The sequence below is a fragment of the Leifsonia sp. 563 genome, from assembly GCF_040545055.1.
Taxonomy (GTDB): domain Bacteria; phylum Actinomycetota; class Actinomycetes; order Actinomycetales; family Microbacteriaceae; genus Leifsonia.
Genome location: NZ_JBEPLE010000003.1, coordinates 215,566 through 231,950 on the forward strand (window position 1 = coordinate 215,566; position 16,385 = coordinate 231,950).

General features: G+C 69.3%; 16 protein-coding genes, 1 tRNA gene and 1 pseudogene. 10 read left to right on the forward strand and 8 right to left on the reverse strand.

The window, feature by feature from the left end:
* The first annotated feature begins 49 nt into the window (after nt 1-49).
* Nucleotides 50-2,404 (forward strand): M1 family aminopeptidase, encoded by a 2,355-nt coding sequence (locus ABIC47_RS11485; RefSeq protein WP_354480514.1) that lies wholly within the window; start codon nt 50-52, stop codon nt 2,402-2,404.
* Nucleotides 2,405-2,511: 107 nt separating this feature from the next.
* Here ABIC47_RS11485 and ABIC47_RS11490 read toward each other — a convergent pair.
* The 3 genes from ABIC47_RS11490 to ABIC47_RS11500 form a co-directional block, all read right to left on the reverse strand.
* Nucleotides 2,512-2,584 (reverse strand) — tRNA-Arg (locus ABIC47_RS11490).
* A 28-nt stretch (nt 2,585-2,612) separates the two neighbouring features.
* A complete protein-coding gene (locus tag ABIC47_RS11495) occupies nt 2,613-2,999 on the reverse strand; it encodes an MmcQ/YjbR family DNA-binding protein (RefSeq protein WP_354480515.1) in 387 nt (128 codons plus the stop codon).
* A 16-nt stretch (nt 3,000-3,015) separates the two neighbouring features.
* Nucleotides 3,016-3,795: a dienelactone hydrolase family protein gene (locus tag ABIC47_RS11500; RefSeq protein WP_354480517.1), complete on the reverse strand. Its 780-nt coding sequence runs from the start codon at nt 3,793-3,795 to the stop codon at nt 3,016-3,018.
* Nucleotides 3,796-3,966: 171 nt separating this feature from the next.
* Here ABIC47_RS11500 and ABIC47_RS11505 point away from each other — a divergent pair, with 171 nt between their 5' ends.
* Together ABIC47_RS11505 and ABIC47_RS11510 are read left to right on the forward strand one after the other, a co-directional pair.
* Nucleotides 3,967-4,278 (forward strand): GNAT family N-acetyltransferase, encoded by a 312-nt coding sequence (locus tag ABIC47_RS11505; RefSeq protein WP_354480519.1) that lies wholly within the window; start codon nt 3,967-3,969, stop codon nt 4,276-4,278.
* On the forward strand, nt 4,268-5,269 hold the full coding sequence (locus tag ABIC47_RS11510; protein ID WP_354480521.1) for a zinc-binding dehydrogenase: 1,002 nt from the start codon (nt 4,268-4,270) through the stop codon (nt 5,267-5,269). Before ABIC47_RS11505 ends, ABIC47_RS11510 begins: the two co-directional genes overlap by 11 nt.
* 6 nt (nt 5,270-5,275) lie before the next feature.
* Here ABIC47_RS11510 and ABIC47_RS11515 read toward each other — a convergent pair whose 3' ends face one another.
* Both ABIC47_RS11515 and ABIC47_RS11520 read right to left on the reverse strand, forming a co-directional pair.
* Entirely contained in the window at nt 5,276-5,641 is a 366-nt protein-coding gene (locus ABIC47_RS11515; RefSeq protein WP_018189344.1) for a hypothetical protein, read from the reverse strand.
* 64 nt (nt 5,642-5,705) lie between these two features.
* Entirely contained in the window at nt 5,706-5,930 is a 225-nt protein-coding gene (locus tag ABIC47_RS11520; protein WP_018189345.1) for a hypothetical protein, read from the reverse strand.
* A gap of 161 nt (nt 5,931-6,091) precedes the next feature.
* On the opposite strand from ABIC47_RS11520, the gene ABIC47_RS11525 reads away from it, so the two are divergent.
* Nucleotides 6,092-7,102, forward strand: a complete 1,011-nt coding sequence (locus ABIC47_RS11525; RefSeq protein ID WP_354480524.1) for an SDR family NAD(P)-dependent oxidoreductase — start codon at nt 6,092-6,094, stop codon at nt 7,100-7,102.
* 20 nt (nt 7,103-7,122) lie between these two features.
* Here ABIC47_RS11525 and ABIC47_RS11530 read toward each other — a convergent pair whose 3' ends face one another.
* Entirely contained in the window at nt 7,123-8,097 is a 975-nt protein-coding gene (locus tag ABIC47_RS11530) for an SDR family NAD(P)-dependent oxidoreductase (RefSeq protein ID WP_354480526.1), read from the reverse strand.
* Nucleotides 8,098-8,233: 136 nt separating this feature from the next.
* On the opposite strand from ABIC47_RS11530, the gene ABIC47_RS11535 reads away from it, so the two are divergent.
* Nucleotides 8,234-8,749 (forward strand): DUF2231 domain-containing protein, encoded by a 516-nt coding sequence (locus ABIC47_RS11535; protein WP_089879996.1) that lies wholly within the window; start codon nt 8,234-8,236, stop codon nt 8,747-8,749.
* Nucleotides 8,746-10,422, forward strand: a complete 1,677-nt coding sequence (locus ABIC47_RS11540; RefSeq protein WP_354480528.1) for a RecQ family ATP-dependent DNA helicase — start codon at nt 8,746-8,748, stop codon at nt 10,420-10,422. Before ABIC47_RS11535 ends, ABIC47_RS11540 begins: the two co-directional genes overlap by 4 nt.
* 55 nt (nt 10,423-10,477) lie before the next feature.
* On the opposite strand, the gene ykgO is transcribed toward ABIC47_RS11540, so the two are convergent.
* Nucleotides 10,478-10,600, reverse strand: coding sequence for a type B 50S ribosomal protein L36 (gene ykgO / locus ABIC47_RS11545; protein WP_018189355.1), 123 nt, complete (start codon nt 10,598-10,600; stop codon nt 10,478-10,480).
* 69 nt (nt 10,601-10,669) lie between these two features.
* Nucleotides 10,670-11,521 (reverse strand): trypsin-like serine protease, encoded by an 852-nt coding sequence (locus tag ABIC47_RS11550; RefSeq protein WP_354480530.1) that lies wholly within the window; start codon nt 11,519-11,521, stop codon nt 10,670-10,672.
* 319 nt (nt 11,522-11,840) lie between these two features.
* Here ABIC47_RS11550 and ABIC47_RS11555 point away from each other — a divergent pair.
* From ABIC47_RS11555 to ABIC47_RS11570, 4 genes and pseudogenes are all read left to right on the forward strand, one after another.
* A pseudogene (locus ABIC47_RS11555) lies at nt 11,841-12,050 on the forward strand (dihydrofolate reductase family protein); the annotation flags it as partial.
* Nucleotides 12,051-12,222: 172 nt separating this feature from the next.
* Nucleotides 12,223-12,399 (forward strand): dihydrofolate reductase family protein, encoded by a 177-nt coding sequence (locus ABIC47_RS11560; protein ID WP_354480532.1) that lies wholly within the window; start codon nt 12,223-12,225, stop codon nt 12,397-12,399.
* Between the two features lie 144 nt (nt 12,400-12,543).
* Nucleotides 12,544-14,277: an ABC transporter ATP-binding protein gene (locus ABIC47_RS11565; RefSeq protein WP_354480534.1), complete on the forward strand. Its 1,734-nt coding sequence runs from the start codon at nt 12,544-12,546 to the stop codon at nt 14,275-14,277.
* Between the two features lies 1 nt (nt 14,278).
* Nucleotides 14,279-16,258, forward strand: coding sequence for an ABC transporter ATP-binding protein (locus tag ABIC47_RS11570; RefSeq protein WP_089880011.1), 1,980 nt, complete (start codon nt 14,279-14,281; stop codon nt 16,256-16,258).
* Nucleotides 16,259-16,385: the final 127 nt, after the last annotated feature.

The window sequence follows — 16,385 nt, forward strand, 5'->3', positions numbered from 1 at the left end:
GTCTCGCCCACCGAACGCTCACGGACGAAGCATCCCTGGAGGATCACCGTTGGAACCACGGAACACCGCACCTCGGAGGCGGCTGCGGCGCCTCCTCCCCGTCGTCCTCGCAGCCACCCTGATCGGCGCCAGCCAGATCGCACTCAGCACTCCGGCCGCCGCCGCTGACGGCACACCCGGTGCGACAGCGATCGGGGACTCGCTCTTCCGGGGTATCGGGAACGGCGGCTACGACGTCACGCACTACGACGTGGCGCTCGCGTTCAACGCCGACAAGAGCATCACCGCCACGACCCTGATCACCGCCACGGCGACGCAGGCGCTCTCCTCGTTCTCCCTCGACTTCGAGGGTCTCACCGTCTCGTCGGTGCTCGTCAACGGAACCCCGGCGACGTTCAGCCGGACGAGTGATCCGAGCATCAGCTCGTACAAGCTGGTCGTCACGCCGGCGTCGACGGTCACCGGCGACTTCACCGTGGCGGTCGCCTACTCGGGCACCCCGGTCACGCACGTGGATCCCGACGGATCGAGCGAGGGATGGGTCTCCACCTCAGACGGGGCGACCGCTCTCGGCCAGCCGGTCGGCACCATGACCTGGCTTCCCAGCAACAACACCCCTTCCGACAAGGCCACCTACGACATCACCATCGACGCCCCGACGACGATCGACGGCGTCTCCGCTGCCGCCGTCAGCAACGGTGAGCTCGTCGCGAAGACGCCCAGCGGCGACGGGAGCCGCACCTCCTGGCACTGGCGGCAGACGCGGCCGATGGCCACCGAACTGGCGATGATCACCATCGGCAAGTACCTCGTCTACGAGTCGGATATCGCGCTCGCGGTGAGCGGCAGGACCATCCACGAATGGACCTTCGTCGACCCGGCCGTCACGACCACGAACCAGGCGACGATCCAGACGCGCCGTGCTGCACTCCCCGAGATCCTCAACTACCTCGAGTCGAAGTACGGCGCCTATCCGGGCGGGAGCACGGGCTTCGTGGTGGACATCACCTCCCTCGGCTACGCCCTGGAGACCCAGGATCGCCCCTATTTCGAACGCTCCGTCTCGTCGGGCACGTTCATCCACGAGCTGGCGCACCAGTGGTTCGGCGACTCGGTGACGCCGGCCGACTGGAACAGCATCTGGCTCAACGAGGGCCCGGCCACCTTCATCCCCACCCAGTACAACCAGGACCACGGCAGCAGCACCACGACGGCCTCGTCGCTGTTCACCACCTGGAACACGACTGCGGCGAGCAGCGCCCGCTGGACCATCCCCTCCGCAGCCATGACCGACCCGGCCGACCTCTTCGACTGGCAGGTCTACACCCGGGGAGCGATGACCCTGGAGGCGTTGCGCCAGTCCGTCGGCCAGACCGCTTTCGACGCCATCATGAAGACCTGGGTGCAGCGCTACGCCGGTCAGAGCAAGACGACCGAGGACTTCATCGCGCTCGCCGAAGAACTCTCCGGTCGCGATCTGAGTGCCTTCTTTCAGGACTGGGTGTACGACGCCGACAAGCCGGCGTGGCCGTCGACGTGGACGCTCGGCCTGACCTCCGACCCGGTGGACGGCGAGGTCGCCCCCGAACAGGAGATCACCTACACCCTGACCGCGAACAACACGGGCCAGGTCCCGTTGACCGGCGCGACCGCGACAGTCGACCTCGCCGACGTGCTCGACGATGCGGCCATCGACGCATCGTCGCTCCCGGTGGGTCTGGCGCTGAACGGCACGACCCTCACCTGGACCGTGCCGGACACCGCGACGAGCGGCACGGCGACCGTCGCCTTCACCGCGGTCGTCGCGAAGACCTCTTCGGGCGGCACGCTCACCGCGACGGCCTCGGTGGGAGCACTGGGCGCGACCTGTGCGGACTGCTCCTCGACCCTCACGACCCCGGTCATCTCCGGTCCGGACCCGATCACCGAGGCCGACTTGACCGATGCGACCCGCGGCCCGGTGCGCGTGCCGGCGACAGCCGTTCCGGGTGGCGTGGTCCGCGTGACGATCGTCGGCGGGGCGCACGAGGGCGAGACGGTCACTCCCGTGCTCTTCTCGACCCCGCGGCCGCTCGCGGCGGCCGTCGTCTCCGGCGGAGCCTTCTCGGTCACCATTCCGGCGGACGCCCCACTGGGAGCGCACAAGCTGGCGATCGTCGATGCCCAGGGCGACCTGATCGGCTGGGGCGCTCTGACCCTGGTCGCCGCCGCGGGTTCGTCGGATCCGCAGACCGAGTCGGCCGCCACGGGCTCCGGCGCACTCGCCAGCACCGGCTCGTCGGTGGCACTGCCGCTCGGCGTCGGCTCCGGAGTGCTCTTGGCCGGAGTTGCCGCGCTGCTGCTGGCGGGGTGGCGTCGCCGTCGGGCGACACGAATGACGGCCGTGGCCCCGTCACAGGACTAGCTCCCCGACGCGGAGGTCGGCCGCACATGAAAAGCCCCGCTGAACGGCAATGCCTGTTCAGCGGGGCTTCTCTACTGTCTCAACCAGTGGGGTGTGTATAAACACAGTGCGCCACGAGGGATTCGAACCCCCAACCTTCTGATCCGTAGTCAGATGCTCTATCCGTTGAGCTAGTGGCGCATGACCCGCACGCGGACCGGATACGAGCTTACATGACGCCATCCAAGACCGCCAATTGACGGCGGAGAGCGACCTGGCGGTATGACGTCTCGATGAGCTCGAAGGTCTCCGACCAGTCCCGGGCGCCCCGATCGAGGTCGATGGCCAGCCAGCCGCTCGGGCCCCAGTACTTCGGGACGAACACGCGCGGGTCCTCACGCCAGGCCGGCGCTTCCGCGGGATCCGGTTTGAAGACGAGGGTGTCCGGGCGGTCCATCGACGCACCGAGCACGGCGAACGCCCGGCCCTTCTCGCCGGCCTTCCACGAGGGGCGGCCGTGGTTCAGCGTCTCGACCGCCTCGGGCAGGCTCAGGCAGAGGCTTCGGATGCGCTCCACGAGAGCATCGCCCTCCTCGAACAGCAGTGGGTGCTCCATCAGCGCCAGCCCCTCGTCACCGGAAGACCTCGTCCAGGAAGCACACCAGCGCCCGCCAGCTCCGCGCGTCGGCGAGGGGACGGTACCGGTCCGTGCCCGGGATGGTGAACGCATGCGGTGCACCCGAGTACGTGTTCACCTGCCAGTCGACGTGCGGAGCGCCGCGCAGCTCCTGCTCGAACGCGACCACCGCTTCATCGGGAACGACCGGGTCGTCGCCGCCGGTCAGCACCAGCAGGGAGGCGGCGATCTGCGCCGCGTCGGACGGATCGTGCGCGATCAGGCCGCCGTGGAACGAGGCGACGCCGCGGGCCGGGGCGCCGGTGCGCGCGAACTCGAGGGCGGCCGTCCCCCCGAAGCAGTAGCCGATGACGGCGAGGCGTGCGGGGTCGACAGCGGGATGCTGCTGCAACCAGCTGAATCCTGCAGCCACCCGCGCGCGGAGCAGCGGGAGGTCGTTGTAGTACTTTCCGGCCTCGGCGGGCGCCGCGTCTCCGGCCGGCCGCACGCCGGCCCCGTAGATGTCGGCAGCGAACGCGACGTACCCGGACCGCGCCAGCATCTGGGCGCGCATCCGCACGTTGTCGCCGACGCCGTGCCAGTCGTGCAGCACCAGCACCGCCGGCCGTCGCTCGTCGGCCTGCGCATCCCGCGCCAGGTACCCCTCGAGCGGGACTCCCTCGTGTTCGTACGCCACCGTCTCGGCCTCGATGACCGAGCGCTCACCGATCGGGACCTGCTCGAGCAGGGCCTGGAAGGCGGGGGCGAGAGCGGGCGACGGGCTGTCGTTCGTCACAGGGCGGCTCCTGGGTCGTCACGTCGCGCGGACGGCAGGCGCCGTCGGCGGCCGGGTCTGCTGTGACGTGGTCGCGGGATGCGCGCGGGAGCCGTCGGGTGCGGGTCGGGTTCCCACGCCTTCACACTACCGCGGGTTCCCTCCGAGCACGACGGACGTACGATGGGCCACATGGCCACCGAGTTCAGCGATCAGACGGATGCGAGCCGCTACGCGATGCACGTCGACGGCGAGCTCGTCGGCGTGCTCGACTACCGCATCCTCGGTGACTCCATCTCCCTGACGCGCGCCTTCACCGTGCCGCACCGGCGGGGCAGGGGCTACGCCGCGCAGCTGGTCGAGTACGCGGTCGGCGAGATCGAGAAGGGCGGGACGCTGCGGATCGTGCCGATGTGCTGGTACGTGGCCGACTGGTTCGAGGCGCACCCGGAACGCGCTGCCCTGCTGCAGCGCCGGGCGGGCTGGCCGCCCGATGACAGCTGAGGGGTCGGCCGTTCCTTCGCGTCTCGTCGCGCGGGTCTCGCGGTTCGGCGACCCGACGGCCATGGTGCTGGCCCGTGAGGCGGTGCGTCCGCCGCGGGGCAACGAGGTCGTCGTGCGAGTGACGCACGCCTCCCTCGGCGCGACGGATGTGCTGGCCCGGCGCGGCGGGTACGTGCTGCAACCGGCTCCCGGCTTCATCACGGGATACGACTTCGTCGGTGAGCTCGTCACGGAGTCGGCGGTGTCGGTCGCCCTGGGCCTGCGCGTCGGCGCCCGCGTGGTCGCCGCGCTTCCGCGGATGGGCGCTCACGCGACGTTCGTCACGGTCGCTCCGACACTGCTCGTCGCCCTCCCCGCGGACCTCGACCCGTCGACGGCCGCGGTGCTCCCGCTCGACGGGGTGACCGCGGGCCACGCCCTCGATCTCGCAGGCGCGGGGGACAGCATCCTGGCGCAGGGCGCGTCCGGAGCCGTCGGGATGCTCGCCGCGCAGCTGGCCCTGCGAGCCGGACGGACCGTGATCGGCACCGCCTCCGCCCGCAGCCGCGCCGCGATCACCGACCTCGGCATCCCGCTGGTCGACTACGGCGCTTCCGACTGGCCCGCCCTGGTTCGCGAGGCGGCGGGCGGCGGGGTGGATGCGGCGATCGACCACACGGGCTCACCGCGCGTCCGTGAGGTGCTCGCCCCCGAGGGCGTGCTCGTCCGCACGGGCTTCGCCGGGCGCGCCGGGCAGGAGCGGGCCGACGCCGTCCGGGGGTTCGCCCGGGCCGCGCGCGACCGGTCGGAGCGCATCTGCAGCGCCCCGCTGTTCATCGCAACCCGCCGCACCGCCTACCGCCGCCTCCTCTCGTCGCTCCTCGCCGACATCGCCGCCGGCGGGTTGCGCACGGCGGAGCCGGTGGAGTTCCCGCTCTCCGAGGTGTGGGAGGCGCACCGGGCGGCCGAGTCCGCGGCGCCGGGACGCAAGGTCGTCCTCACGATGGTCTGAGCCGGCTCAGAACGCGAACATCTGCCCCAGTACGACCACGGCGATGATGAAGAGCACGACGATCCCCGCGATGGTGACCACCGCGCGAGCCGACAGGCGCGCGATCCCGAAGCCGACCAGGAACGGCAGCGCCAGGCAGCCGAGCGCCAGCACCCACCAGAAGGCCGCATAACCGCCCGCCGACGCTGACTCCAGGCGCCCGCCGAACAGCTTCTGGGTCGTGGGATGCGTCGCGAACGCGATGCAGGCCGACAGCGGATACGCGATCAGCACGGCGGTGATGAGGCCTGCGAACGCCCCCCAGAGCCCCCGCTTCTCGCCCAGCTGGAGCGTCTCCTCGTGGTGCGGCCCTTGGCGGCTCTTGGTGCTCATGGCGCACAGCATAGCCAGCGGCCCGGCCGCCGGGAATGCAGCAGAACGTCGGCGCCCAGGGCCGTCAGAAGTCGTCGTCGGAGCCGATGACGACCGGCACGCACTCCGAGAAGCGGTACCGGATCAGTTCGGGCCACAGCGTCGAATCGCACAGGTCGAACACATCCATCACTGCCGCCCCGCCGATGTGCGACGGCAGGCGCAGCTCGAAGGGCGGTTCGCTTGTCCGTTCGAACTCGATCTCGAAGGCATCGTCGTCGCGCTCCAGCACGGCGAGAACTGTCTCCATGGTGGCCCTCCCTCGACGGATGGATCGTCTGTTCCCACCGTTACGCCCCGACGTCGTCGTGGCAAGCCCTGGCGTGCCGGCATCCTGTCGTCGATTGGCAGCATTCTTTCTGGCACTTGGTGTCATAATCGGCTCACAAACCCGACGAGGAAGGGACGACGATGACCGAATCGAAGCCGCTGACGGCGCACAGCACCATCGGCGAATGGCTGGATCACCCGAAGGGCGCTCCGCTCATCCAGGGGCTGCTCGCCCAGGCGGGAGTCGGCGAGGAGATGCTCGCACCGGTGCGGGGGCTTCCGCTCCAGCAGTTGGTCGCGCTCAGCCAGGGGCAGCTGCCGCAGTCCGTCGTCGACGACCTGGTGCTGCAGGCCAACGACGGTGTCATGCCCGAGGATGTGGAGACCGGCTGGGTGGAGAAGGTCACCCCTGGTCGCTTCGACGGCCGCACGGTGATCGTCACCGGCGCCGCGTCGGGGATCGGCCGGGCGACCGCGTCCCGCATCGCCCGCGAGGGCGGCCGGGTGATCGCCGTGGACATCTCCGCGGAGCGCCTGGACGAGCTCGCGTCGAGCCTTCCGGCCGGCGCGGTCACCACCGTGGTGGGCGACATCACCAAACAGGACGACATCGACGGCATCGTGGCCGCCGCCGGAGACCGCATCGACGCCCTGGCGAACGTCGCGGGCGTCAACGACGACTTCTCGCCGGCGCACGAGACCTCCGACGCCGTCTGGGACCGTACGATCGGCATCAATCTGACCGGCGGGTTCAAGCTCACGCGGGCGGTGCTCCCCGCCATGCTGCAGGCGGGTGCCGGCTCGATCGTCAACGTGGCGTCGGAGGCCGGCCTGCGCGGGAACGCGTCCGGCACCGCGTACACCGTCTCCAAGCACGGCGTCATCGGTCTCACCCGCAGCACGGCGTTCATGTACGGCCCGCAGGGCATCCGGATCAATGCCGTCGCCCCGGGCGGAGTGGCCACCGGCATCCCGATGCCCGCGCACCCGTCGGAGGCCGGGACCGCGCGACTCACCCCGTTCCAGCAGCAGATCCCGACCATCGCGACCGCCGAGCAGCTGGCCGCGTCGATCACCTTCCTGCTCAGCGACGACGGCGTCAACATCAACGGCGCGGTGCTTCCGAGCGACGGCGGCTGGTCGGTCCAGTAACTGCCGCAGGGGGGTGACGGTCAGCTGCGCTGGTCGCGCCTCGAACGGATGGCGTAGGCGGTGCCGGCCGTGAGTGCTGCGAGCAGCAGCACGCGGCCGGCCTGCTTGCGCCGGCCGCCCCAGCCACCCGTCACGCCGAGCGGAGCGCCGGACGGCCTGTCGAGGTTTCCGGATGTCGGAGCGGCCGGCGCCTTCCGGAACTGGCCGATCTCCGTCTGCCGGGCGATCGCCGCCTCCACCGCCTGAGGGTGCCGACGGTGCTGGCGGACCATCGCCCTGCCGGCGCCGCTGACCGTCCGCTCCGGTGTCCCCGGCCGCTTCCATGCGGCGACGATCTGCTTCACCGCATCCGTCGGCGGATAGACCGGAGGAAGGGCCTGCAGGGCGCGGCCGGTGCGGTTGCCCGCGTGCTGGAAGATCGGGGTGTCCAGAGTGGGCGGCAGCACGGTCACCACGTGCACCGGCGACTTCGCCAGCGACAGCTCGGAACGCAGGCTGCGCCCGAGGGCGATCACCGCGGCCTTCGACATCGAGTACGCCGCCGTGTACGGCTGCGGCACCTCTCCGAGGATGGATGCGACGTTGATGATGGTGCCGGATCGCTGGCGCAGCATGACGCGCAGGGCGCTCCGGCTGCCGTTCGCGTAGCCGTGGAGGTCGACGTCGATGATGCGCTCGAATTCGGCGAGCGGCTGCTCCCAGAACACTCCGTAGCTGCTGACCGCGGCCGCGTTGATCCACACGTCGAGCCGGCCGTGACGGGCGATGGCGGTGTCGACGGCGCGGTCGCTCGTCTCGCGGTCGGCCGTGTCGCCGGCCACAGTGACGACATCGCGGGCTCCCTTGGCCGTGCACTCGGCGGCGACGTCCTGAAGGGCGGTTGCGCCGCGGGCGACGAGCACCAGCCTCGCGTGGCGCTTGGCGAACTCCACGGCGGTTCCCCGGCCCAGGCCGCTGGATGCTCCGGTGATGACGACGACAGGGGATGCGCTCATGCCGCCGACGGTAGGCGCTGCGGCCGGATGCCGTGAGGCCTTGACAGCGCCATACTCGCGCGGTGGCCGCGCGTGAAGGGTCTGCCGCGCGCCGACCGCCGGTCCGACGATCGGGGGACAGAAGAAGGAGCACACCATGACCGCCACTGACAACGACACCGGCTTCCGCCGCGCCAAGCGGCCCCGTTCCGTCATCGCCGGCCCCTACGGCCACCCGTTCCACGCGACCGTCGTCACCATCCCGATCGGCGCCTGGACGGCCGCTGTCGTGTTCGATATCGCGGCCCTGCTCGGTGCCGCGCCGGGCGCGCTGGCGACGGGTGCTCTGTGGCTCGTGGTGATCGGTGTCATCGGCGGCGTCGTGGCCGCGATCCTCGGGCTGCTCGACTTCTCCCAGCTCCCGGCGGGCACCAAGGTGAAGCGCACCGCCGTCTGGCACCTGATCTTCAACTCCACGGCGCTCGTGCTGTTCATCATCAGTGCGATCGTCCGCGCGGGGGACCCCGACCATCCCAGCGTTGCGGGCTTCGTGCTCGCGCTGATCGGCATCCTCGTCGTCGGTGTCTCCGGCTTCCTGGGCGGTGAGCTCGCCTACCGTCACGGCGTCCGCGTCGCAGATGAGCGGGACCAGCAGCGCGCCTACGACGCATGAGCCCGGACCACCCCGTGAGCGGGAGCGGCTACGGTTCTGATGTGTCGCGCATCCAGGAAGTCGCCCGCGAGTCCTTCGGTTGGGAGCAGCTGCGCCCCGGCTTGGCCGAGGCCATGGAGGTGCTGCTCGGCGGGGGCGATGTGCTCGCCATCATGCCGACCGGGTACGGCAAGTCGTCGCTCTATCAGGTGACCGGAACCATCCTCGACGGCGTGACGATCGTCGTCTCGCCGCTGATCTCCCTGCAGGAGGATCAGGTGCGCGCGCTCAGCGAGGCGAGGGATGTGCCGGGCGCGGTCGCCATCAACTCCTCCGCCGGGCAGCGCGAACGAGAACGGGATTGGGAGGCGCTGGAGTCGGGCGAGGCCGGATTCGCCTTCCTCGCTCCTGAGCAGCTCGCCAACCCGGAGGTGCGTGAGCGGCTGCGCGCCGTCGACGTCTCGCTGTTCGCGGTCGACGAGGCGCACTGCGTCTCGTCGTGGGGCCATGACTTCCGCCCCGACTACCTGCTGCTCGGCGACGTCATCGACGAGCTGGGCCATCCACCGGTCGTCGCGATGACCGCGACCGGAGCGCCTCCTGTGCGCGCCGAGATCTCCGAGCGGCTGGGCCTCCGCACACCGCGGTTGTTCGCGACAGGGTTCGACCGCCCGAATCTCCGGCTGGAGGTGGTGCGCCACGAAGAGGATGCGGCGAAGCGTGCCGCCGTCGTGGAGCAGGTCCGCGGGCTGCAGGGGGCCGGGCTCGTCTACGTCGCCACCCGCAAGGACGCCGAGCTGTACGCCGATGAGATCGAGGAAGCCCGCGTCCCGGCGGCGGCCTATCACGCCGGACTGCGCCGAGCCGAGCGCGACGACGTCTACGAGCGCTTCATGGACGGTCGCGCGCGCGTCGTCACGGCCACCAGCGCCTTCGGGATGGGCATCGACAAGCACGATGTGCGCTCGGTCGTCCACGCGTCGGTGACCGACTCCCTCGACAGCTACTACCAGGAAGCGGGACGGGCGGGCCGCGACGGCGAGCCGGCTCGGGTCACCCTGCACTATCGACCGGAGGATTTCGCCCTCACCAAGTTCTTCTCCGGCGGCGGACCGGACGCCGACGAGCTCGCCCGCGTCTTCGGGGCGATCGCCCGCGAGCCGGGCATCACCCGAGCAGATCTCGCGGAGCGCGTGCAGATCAGTGTGCGCTCGCTCGGGCGGCTTCTCGGCCTGCTGCGGGATGCGGACGTGCTGTCCGGGAGCGACGATGACCTGCGCCCGGCCGACGTCGCACCGGGCGATGCAGCCTCGAAGGCGGTCGCCGAAGCAGAGTCGCGACAGCGCATCGAGCACTCCCGCGCGCAGCTGATGCAGGAGTATGCCGAAACCGGAATGTGCCGTCGTCAGTTCCTGCTTGGCTACTTCGGCGAGGAGCTTCCCGAGCCGTGCGGCAACTGCGACACCTGCTCCTCCGGAAGCGCGCAGCGTTGGGCGGCGGAGCACGACGCGGCCCGGGAGGACCCGTTCCCACTCGCCGCGCGCGTACGCCACGAGACGTGGGGGCCTGGTGTCGTCATGCACACCGAGGCGGACCGGCTCACGGTGTTCTTCGACGACGCGGGCTACAAGGTCCTCTCGCTCTCGGCCGTGACGGACGGCGGACTGCTCGAGGTCGTCAGTCCGGCCGCCTGACCTCAGACGAAGAAGGGCGCAGGGTCCGTGACCCTGCGCCCTTCTTCCGCGCCGCTCAGCCCTGGCGGGCCTTCATGCGCGGGTTCTTCTTGTTGATGATGAACGTGCGGCCCCGGCGACGCACCACCTGAGCTCCGGGCATCGCCTTGAGCGACTTCACCGAATTGCGTACCTTCATGACGGACCTCCCTTGATGAAACCTATTCTCAATAACAATGGAGGATCGTCGTTTATTGCCCGGCGGCGGCTAGATCCCGAATGTGGCCAGCCAGGAATCGACCACCGGGATGTCCAGACGCTGGTAGCCGCCGAGGTAGCGGCAGTTGTCCGTGTAGCCGTAGCTCGTCACCGCGACCAGCTGGTCGCCGAGGAACACCGGGCCGCCCGAGTCGCCGAAGCAGGTCCCGCCGGTTCCGCGGGTGTCGTTCGGATTGCCGTTGGTCTGCAGGATCTGCGGGGTCAGCTTCTGGCCGGGCATGTCCACGTAGCGCCGGATGAGGGGATAGCTCATCGGCTGCGGCTTCTGGGGGCCGGACTCCGGCTTGCGCACCTCTGTTCCATAGCCGACTGCGGTGAAAAGCGTCTTCGACAGGTTGCTCGTCTTGATCGCGTCGAGCGTGCCCACGGGCGCGATCTGCGGGTAGCCGGATCCGAACGAGGCCACGGGCTGGTCGAGCACGATGACGCCGACGTCGTTCCAGTTCGCGGTGTCGGTGAAGTCCGAGTAGTCCGGATGCGTGTACGCCGTTCCCGAGTAGTAACCGGCCGCGGTGATCTCGGCGGCGGTGAACCCGACGGTCGGGTCGGCGGCGACCGGGAACGGAGCGGGCGGCTGCTCGGCGATCACGGAGTCGAACGTGACGAGTGTCTTGCCCAGCGTCCCCGAGGTGCAGTGTGCGGCGGTCACGACCACCGTCGGCGACACCAGCGTCGCCGAGCACCGGAAGCGCCCGTCGGCGTCGTAGAACAGGATCAGGCCGACGTCGGGATGCTTGTCCCCGTCGGCGGCTCCTCCCGTGCTGGCGACGGCGGGTGTGCCGACGGCCAGTCCGGCGAATGCGGCCAGCGCGATGGCGGCGGCCAGGATTCTCTTACGCATGGATCCCCCTTTGGATCGGTAGCGGTTCAGTCCTCCGAGTATGCACATCCCCCAGGCGGGGGCCAAGGCTCGACTTCTGCGCGATGTTCGTTCGAAACCACTTCGATGAGCAGCGTCACGATCACGAGACCGCCCACGTCTTCCTATGTGAAGGGTTCGGGCGAATGGGCCGGACCCCTTCAGGCGATGTGGCGGGGAGTACGGGAACTGTCCCGCCACATCGCCCCCACGCACCGTCGAACCGTTGATCGGGTGCGCCGCGGGCCGTTTCGCGAAAAGGCGTCACCCCCTATGCTGTTCCGGGGGAAAGGGGATTCTGATGGGCGCGATCGCAGTGCACGAGTTCGTGTCGCTGGACGGCGTGTTCGAAGATCCGAGCTGGACGTTCGAGTTCGGGTTCGATCCCGACATGGGCGACGACATCGGCCGCATCACGCGGGCGTCGGACGCGATCCTGCTCGGCAGGCGCACGTTCGAGATGTTCGCTCCCGCGTGGTCCCCGCGCACCGCCGACGACGATCCGGGTGCGCCTTTCTTCAACGACAGCCCGAAGGGCGTCGTCAGCTCGACCCTGGACGACCAGACCGCGGAGCGCACGTGGCGCAATTCGCGGTCGCTCGGCGCGTACGACGCCGAGCGCATCCGGGCCTTCGCCGACGAGTTCAGCGGCGGGGTGTACATCAGCGGGTCCGGCTCGCTTGGTGCGGGCCCTGCTGGCCGACGGACTCGTCGACTCGCTCCATCTGTTCGTCTATCCGCTGGTCCGTGGGACGGGCGCACGCCTGTTCCCCGAGGGAAGCGCGCCCGCTAAGCTGCGGCTGCGTCACCACGACGCCTACGACAACGGCGTCCTCCACCTCCACTACACGGCCGCCTGACACCGCCCGCGTGCGACCGCACCCATCGCGGCCGCCGGACCGGTTCTCAATTGAGGCCGCTCATCGTCCGCAATCGACGTTAGCCTCGCTCATGGCGGGGCTGCTCCGCCATCACATCCATACACAGCACACCCGGGAATCACTGTGACTCTGCTTCGTCTCTCACTCCGCTTCGTGCGCCCCTACTGGCGCGCGGTGACCGCGGTCGTGGTCCTTCAGCTGATCGCGACCATGGCCGCCCTCTACCTTCCGACCCTCAACGCCCAGATCATCGACAAAGGCGTCGTCACCGGCGACACCGACTTCATCTGGCGCACCGGCGGCATGATGCTCGTCGTCTGCTTCATCCAGGTGATCGCCGCCGTGACGGCCACCTACTTCGGGGCGCGCGCCTCGATGTCCGCGGGCAAGGACATCAGGCGCTCCTTCTACCGCAAGGTGGATGCGCTGCCGTCGCTCGACCTCGCCCGCTGGGGGATGCCGACGCTCATCACGCGAAACACGAACGATGTCCAGCAGGTGCAGATGCTCCTGCTGATGACGTTCAACTTCATGGTGTCCACCCCGATCATGTGCATCGCGGGAATCATCTTCGCGGTGCAGGTCGACGCCGGGCTCTCCTGGTTGATCTGGGTCTCGGTCGCCGTGCTGTTCATCGTCGTCGGCGTCCTCGTCTCGCTCCTGCTGCCGATGTTCCGCATCATGCAGGAGCGCATCGACGGCGTGAACGGCGTCATCCGCGAGCAGATCGTCGGCATCCGGGTCATCCGCGCCTTCGTCCGCGAGCGCTTCGAGACGAAGCGGTACGACGACGCCAACGCGGCCCTCACGCGCATCTCGGTCAAGGTCGGAAACGTCTTCGTGCTGATGTTCCCGATCATCATGCTCATCCTCAACGCGGCGACCGTCGCCGTGCTCTGGTTCGGTGGTCACCGGGTCGACGCCGGCGACATCCAGATCGGCGCGCTGACCGCCTTCCTGCAGTACCTCCTGCAGATCCTGGTCGCCGTCATGATGGGCGTGTTCATGGCCATGATGATCCCGCGCGCCATGGTCTGCGCGGAGCGCATCGAAGAGGTGCTCGGTGCGACGCCCACCACCGCTCAGGCTCAGGCCGACGCCGACGAGGTCCCGACGAACGGCCGGGTCGAGGTGCAGGATGTCACCTTCGGCTACCCGGGCGCCGAGAAGCCGGTGCTCAGCGACGTGACGTTCACGGCCGAGCCCGGCAAGGTGACCGCGATCGTGGGCTCCACCGGTTCCGGCAAGACCACGCTGGTCTCGGTGATCGCCAACCTGTTCACGCCGCAGAGCGGACACGTCCACATCGGCGGCGTCGCCGTCGACGCGCTCACCCGCAAGCAGATCGCCGGGGTGCTCGGGCTGGTGCCGCAGCGGCCGTACCTCTTCTCCGGGACGATCGCCTCCAACCTGCGCTTCGGGCGTCCGGATGCGACCGACGAGGAGCTCTGGGAGGCGCTGCGCGTGGCCCAGGCCGAGGACTTCGTCCGAGCGAAGGAGCACGGCCTCGACGAGCGCATCTCCCAGGGCGGCACGAACGTCTCCGGCGGACAGCGCCAGCGACTGTGCATCGCCCGCGCGCTCGTCGCCCAGCCGAAGGTGTACCTCTTCGACGACTCGTTCTCGGCGCTCGATGTCGCGACCGACGCCCGCCTGCGGCGCGCGCTCGCCGAATCCATCGGGGACGCGGCGATGATCGTCGTCGCGCAGCGCGTCTCCACGATCCGCGAAGCCGACACGATCATCGTCATGGACGACGGACGGGTCGTCGGACGCGGCACCCACGACGAACTGCTGGAGACCAACGAGACGTACCGCCAGATCGTCGAGTCGCAGCTGAGCCTGGAGGTGGCCTGAGATGGCACGGACCACAGAACGCAAGAAGCGCGGCGGACGCCCCGAGGAGGGGCAGAACCCGACCGCGAAGGACATCGTCCTCGACGAGCTCGAGGAGGAATACGACTTCACGCCCACCGAAGCCGACGGCGACATGTTCGGCGGAGCACCGGCGAAGAAGGCGGAGAACTTCTGGCCGTCGTTCAAGCGGCTCATGGGACTCCTCAAGCCCGAGTGGCTCGGGATGGCCTGGGTCACACTCCTCACGGTCGTGTCGGTCGTGCTCGTCGTCATCGCGCCGAAGATCCTCGGTGACGCCACCAACGTCATCTTCAACGGCATCTACGTCACGAAGCAGGGCATCGACTTCACGGAGCTCGGGCGCCTCCTGCTCATCGTTCTCACGATGTACCTGGTCGCGTCGCTGCTGCAGTGGTGGCAGGGCTACCTGCTCAACGCCCTCGTCATGCGCGTGGTCTATGGGCTGCGCAAGGATGTGGAGTCGAAGCTCAACCGCCTCCCGCTGAGCTACTTCGACACACGCCAGCGCGGAGACCTCATGTCGCGCGTGACCAACGACGTCGACAACATCCAGACGGCTCTACAGCAGGCGTTCTCGCAGCTGATCCAGTCCGTGCTGATGGTCATCGGCATCGGGATCATGATGTTCATCGTGTCGTGGCAGCTCGCGCTGATCGCGCTGATCTCCATCCCGCTCTCCGGCGTGATCGCCGGCGTGATCGGCTCGCGCTCGCAGAAGCTGTTCACCGCGCAGTGGGCTTCGACCGGTTCGCTCAACGGCCACATCGAGGAGTCCTACTCCGGTCTCGACCTGGTGCGCGCCTTCGGCCGCGACGAGGTCATGCTCGGCGAGTTCGACGAGCGCAACTCGAAGCTGCACCGGGCGCAGGTCGGCGCGCAGTTCGTCTCGGGCAGCATCATGCCGGCGATGAACTTCGTCTCCTACCTCTCGTACGTGCTCATCGCGGTCGTCGGCGGCCTGATGGTCGCCGGGCGCACGCTGACCATCGGAGACGCCACCGCGTTCATCCAGTACTCCCGCGAGTTCTCGCAGCCGATCGGGCAGATCGCCGGCATGGCCAACATGCTGCAGTCGGGTGTCGCCTCGGCCGAGCGGACGTTCGAGTTCCTCGACTCGGAGGAGCAGATGCCCGAGACGCCGACGCAGCACCTCCCGGAGCGTGCGGACGGCCGGGTGGAGCTCGACAAGGTGGACTTCTCGTACGACCCCGAGACGCCGCTGATCCAAGACCTCTCGCTCAGCGTCCAGCCGGGCAGCACGGTCGCGATCGTCGGTCCGACGGGAGCGGGCAAGACCACGCTCGTCAACCTGATCATGCGGTTCTACGAGTTGAACGGCGGCACCATCCGCCTCGACGGCATCGACACGACGCACTTGTCGCGGGATGAACTCCGCGGCCAGGTCGGAATGGTGCTGCAGGACGCATGGCTGTTCTCGGGGACCATCCGCGAGAACATCCGGTACGGGCGCCTCGAGGCGACCGACGACGAGGTGATCGAGGCGGCGAAGGCCACCATGGTCGACCGCTTCGTCCGGCAGCTGCCCGACGGCTACGACACGGTGATCGACGCCGAGGGCGGCAACGTCTCGGCCGGTGAGCGCCAGCTCATCACCATCGCGCGGGCGTTCATCGCGAACCCGTCGCTGCTGATCCTCGACGAGGCCACCTCCTCGGTCGACACCCGTACAGAGCTGCTCGTCCAGCACGCGATGGCGGCGCTGCGCACCGACCGGACGTCGTTCGTCATCGCGCACCGCCTGTCCACCATCCGCGACGCGCACACCATCCTCGTGATGGAGCACGGCCGGATCGTCGAGCAGGGCGACCACGCAACGCTTCTCGAGCGGCGCGGGGCGTACTACGACCTGTACATGACGCAGTTCCGCGGCGACGACGCGGGGGCCGAGGTCGACCAGCAGGATGAGGCAGGCGTGCCCGAAGAGGTCGCCGCCCCGTAGGGGTGGCGCGCGGACCGCCTAGCGGGGTTGGGGCGGTCCGCACGCCGGACACCAGTGAACAACCACCGCGGCACCGGGTCACTCTCGTTGACACCGGTGCCGCGGCGTGCGGCTAGACCGAACAGTT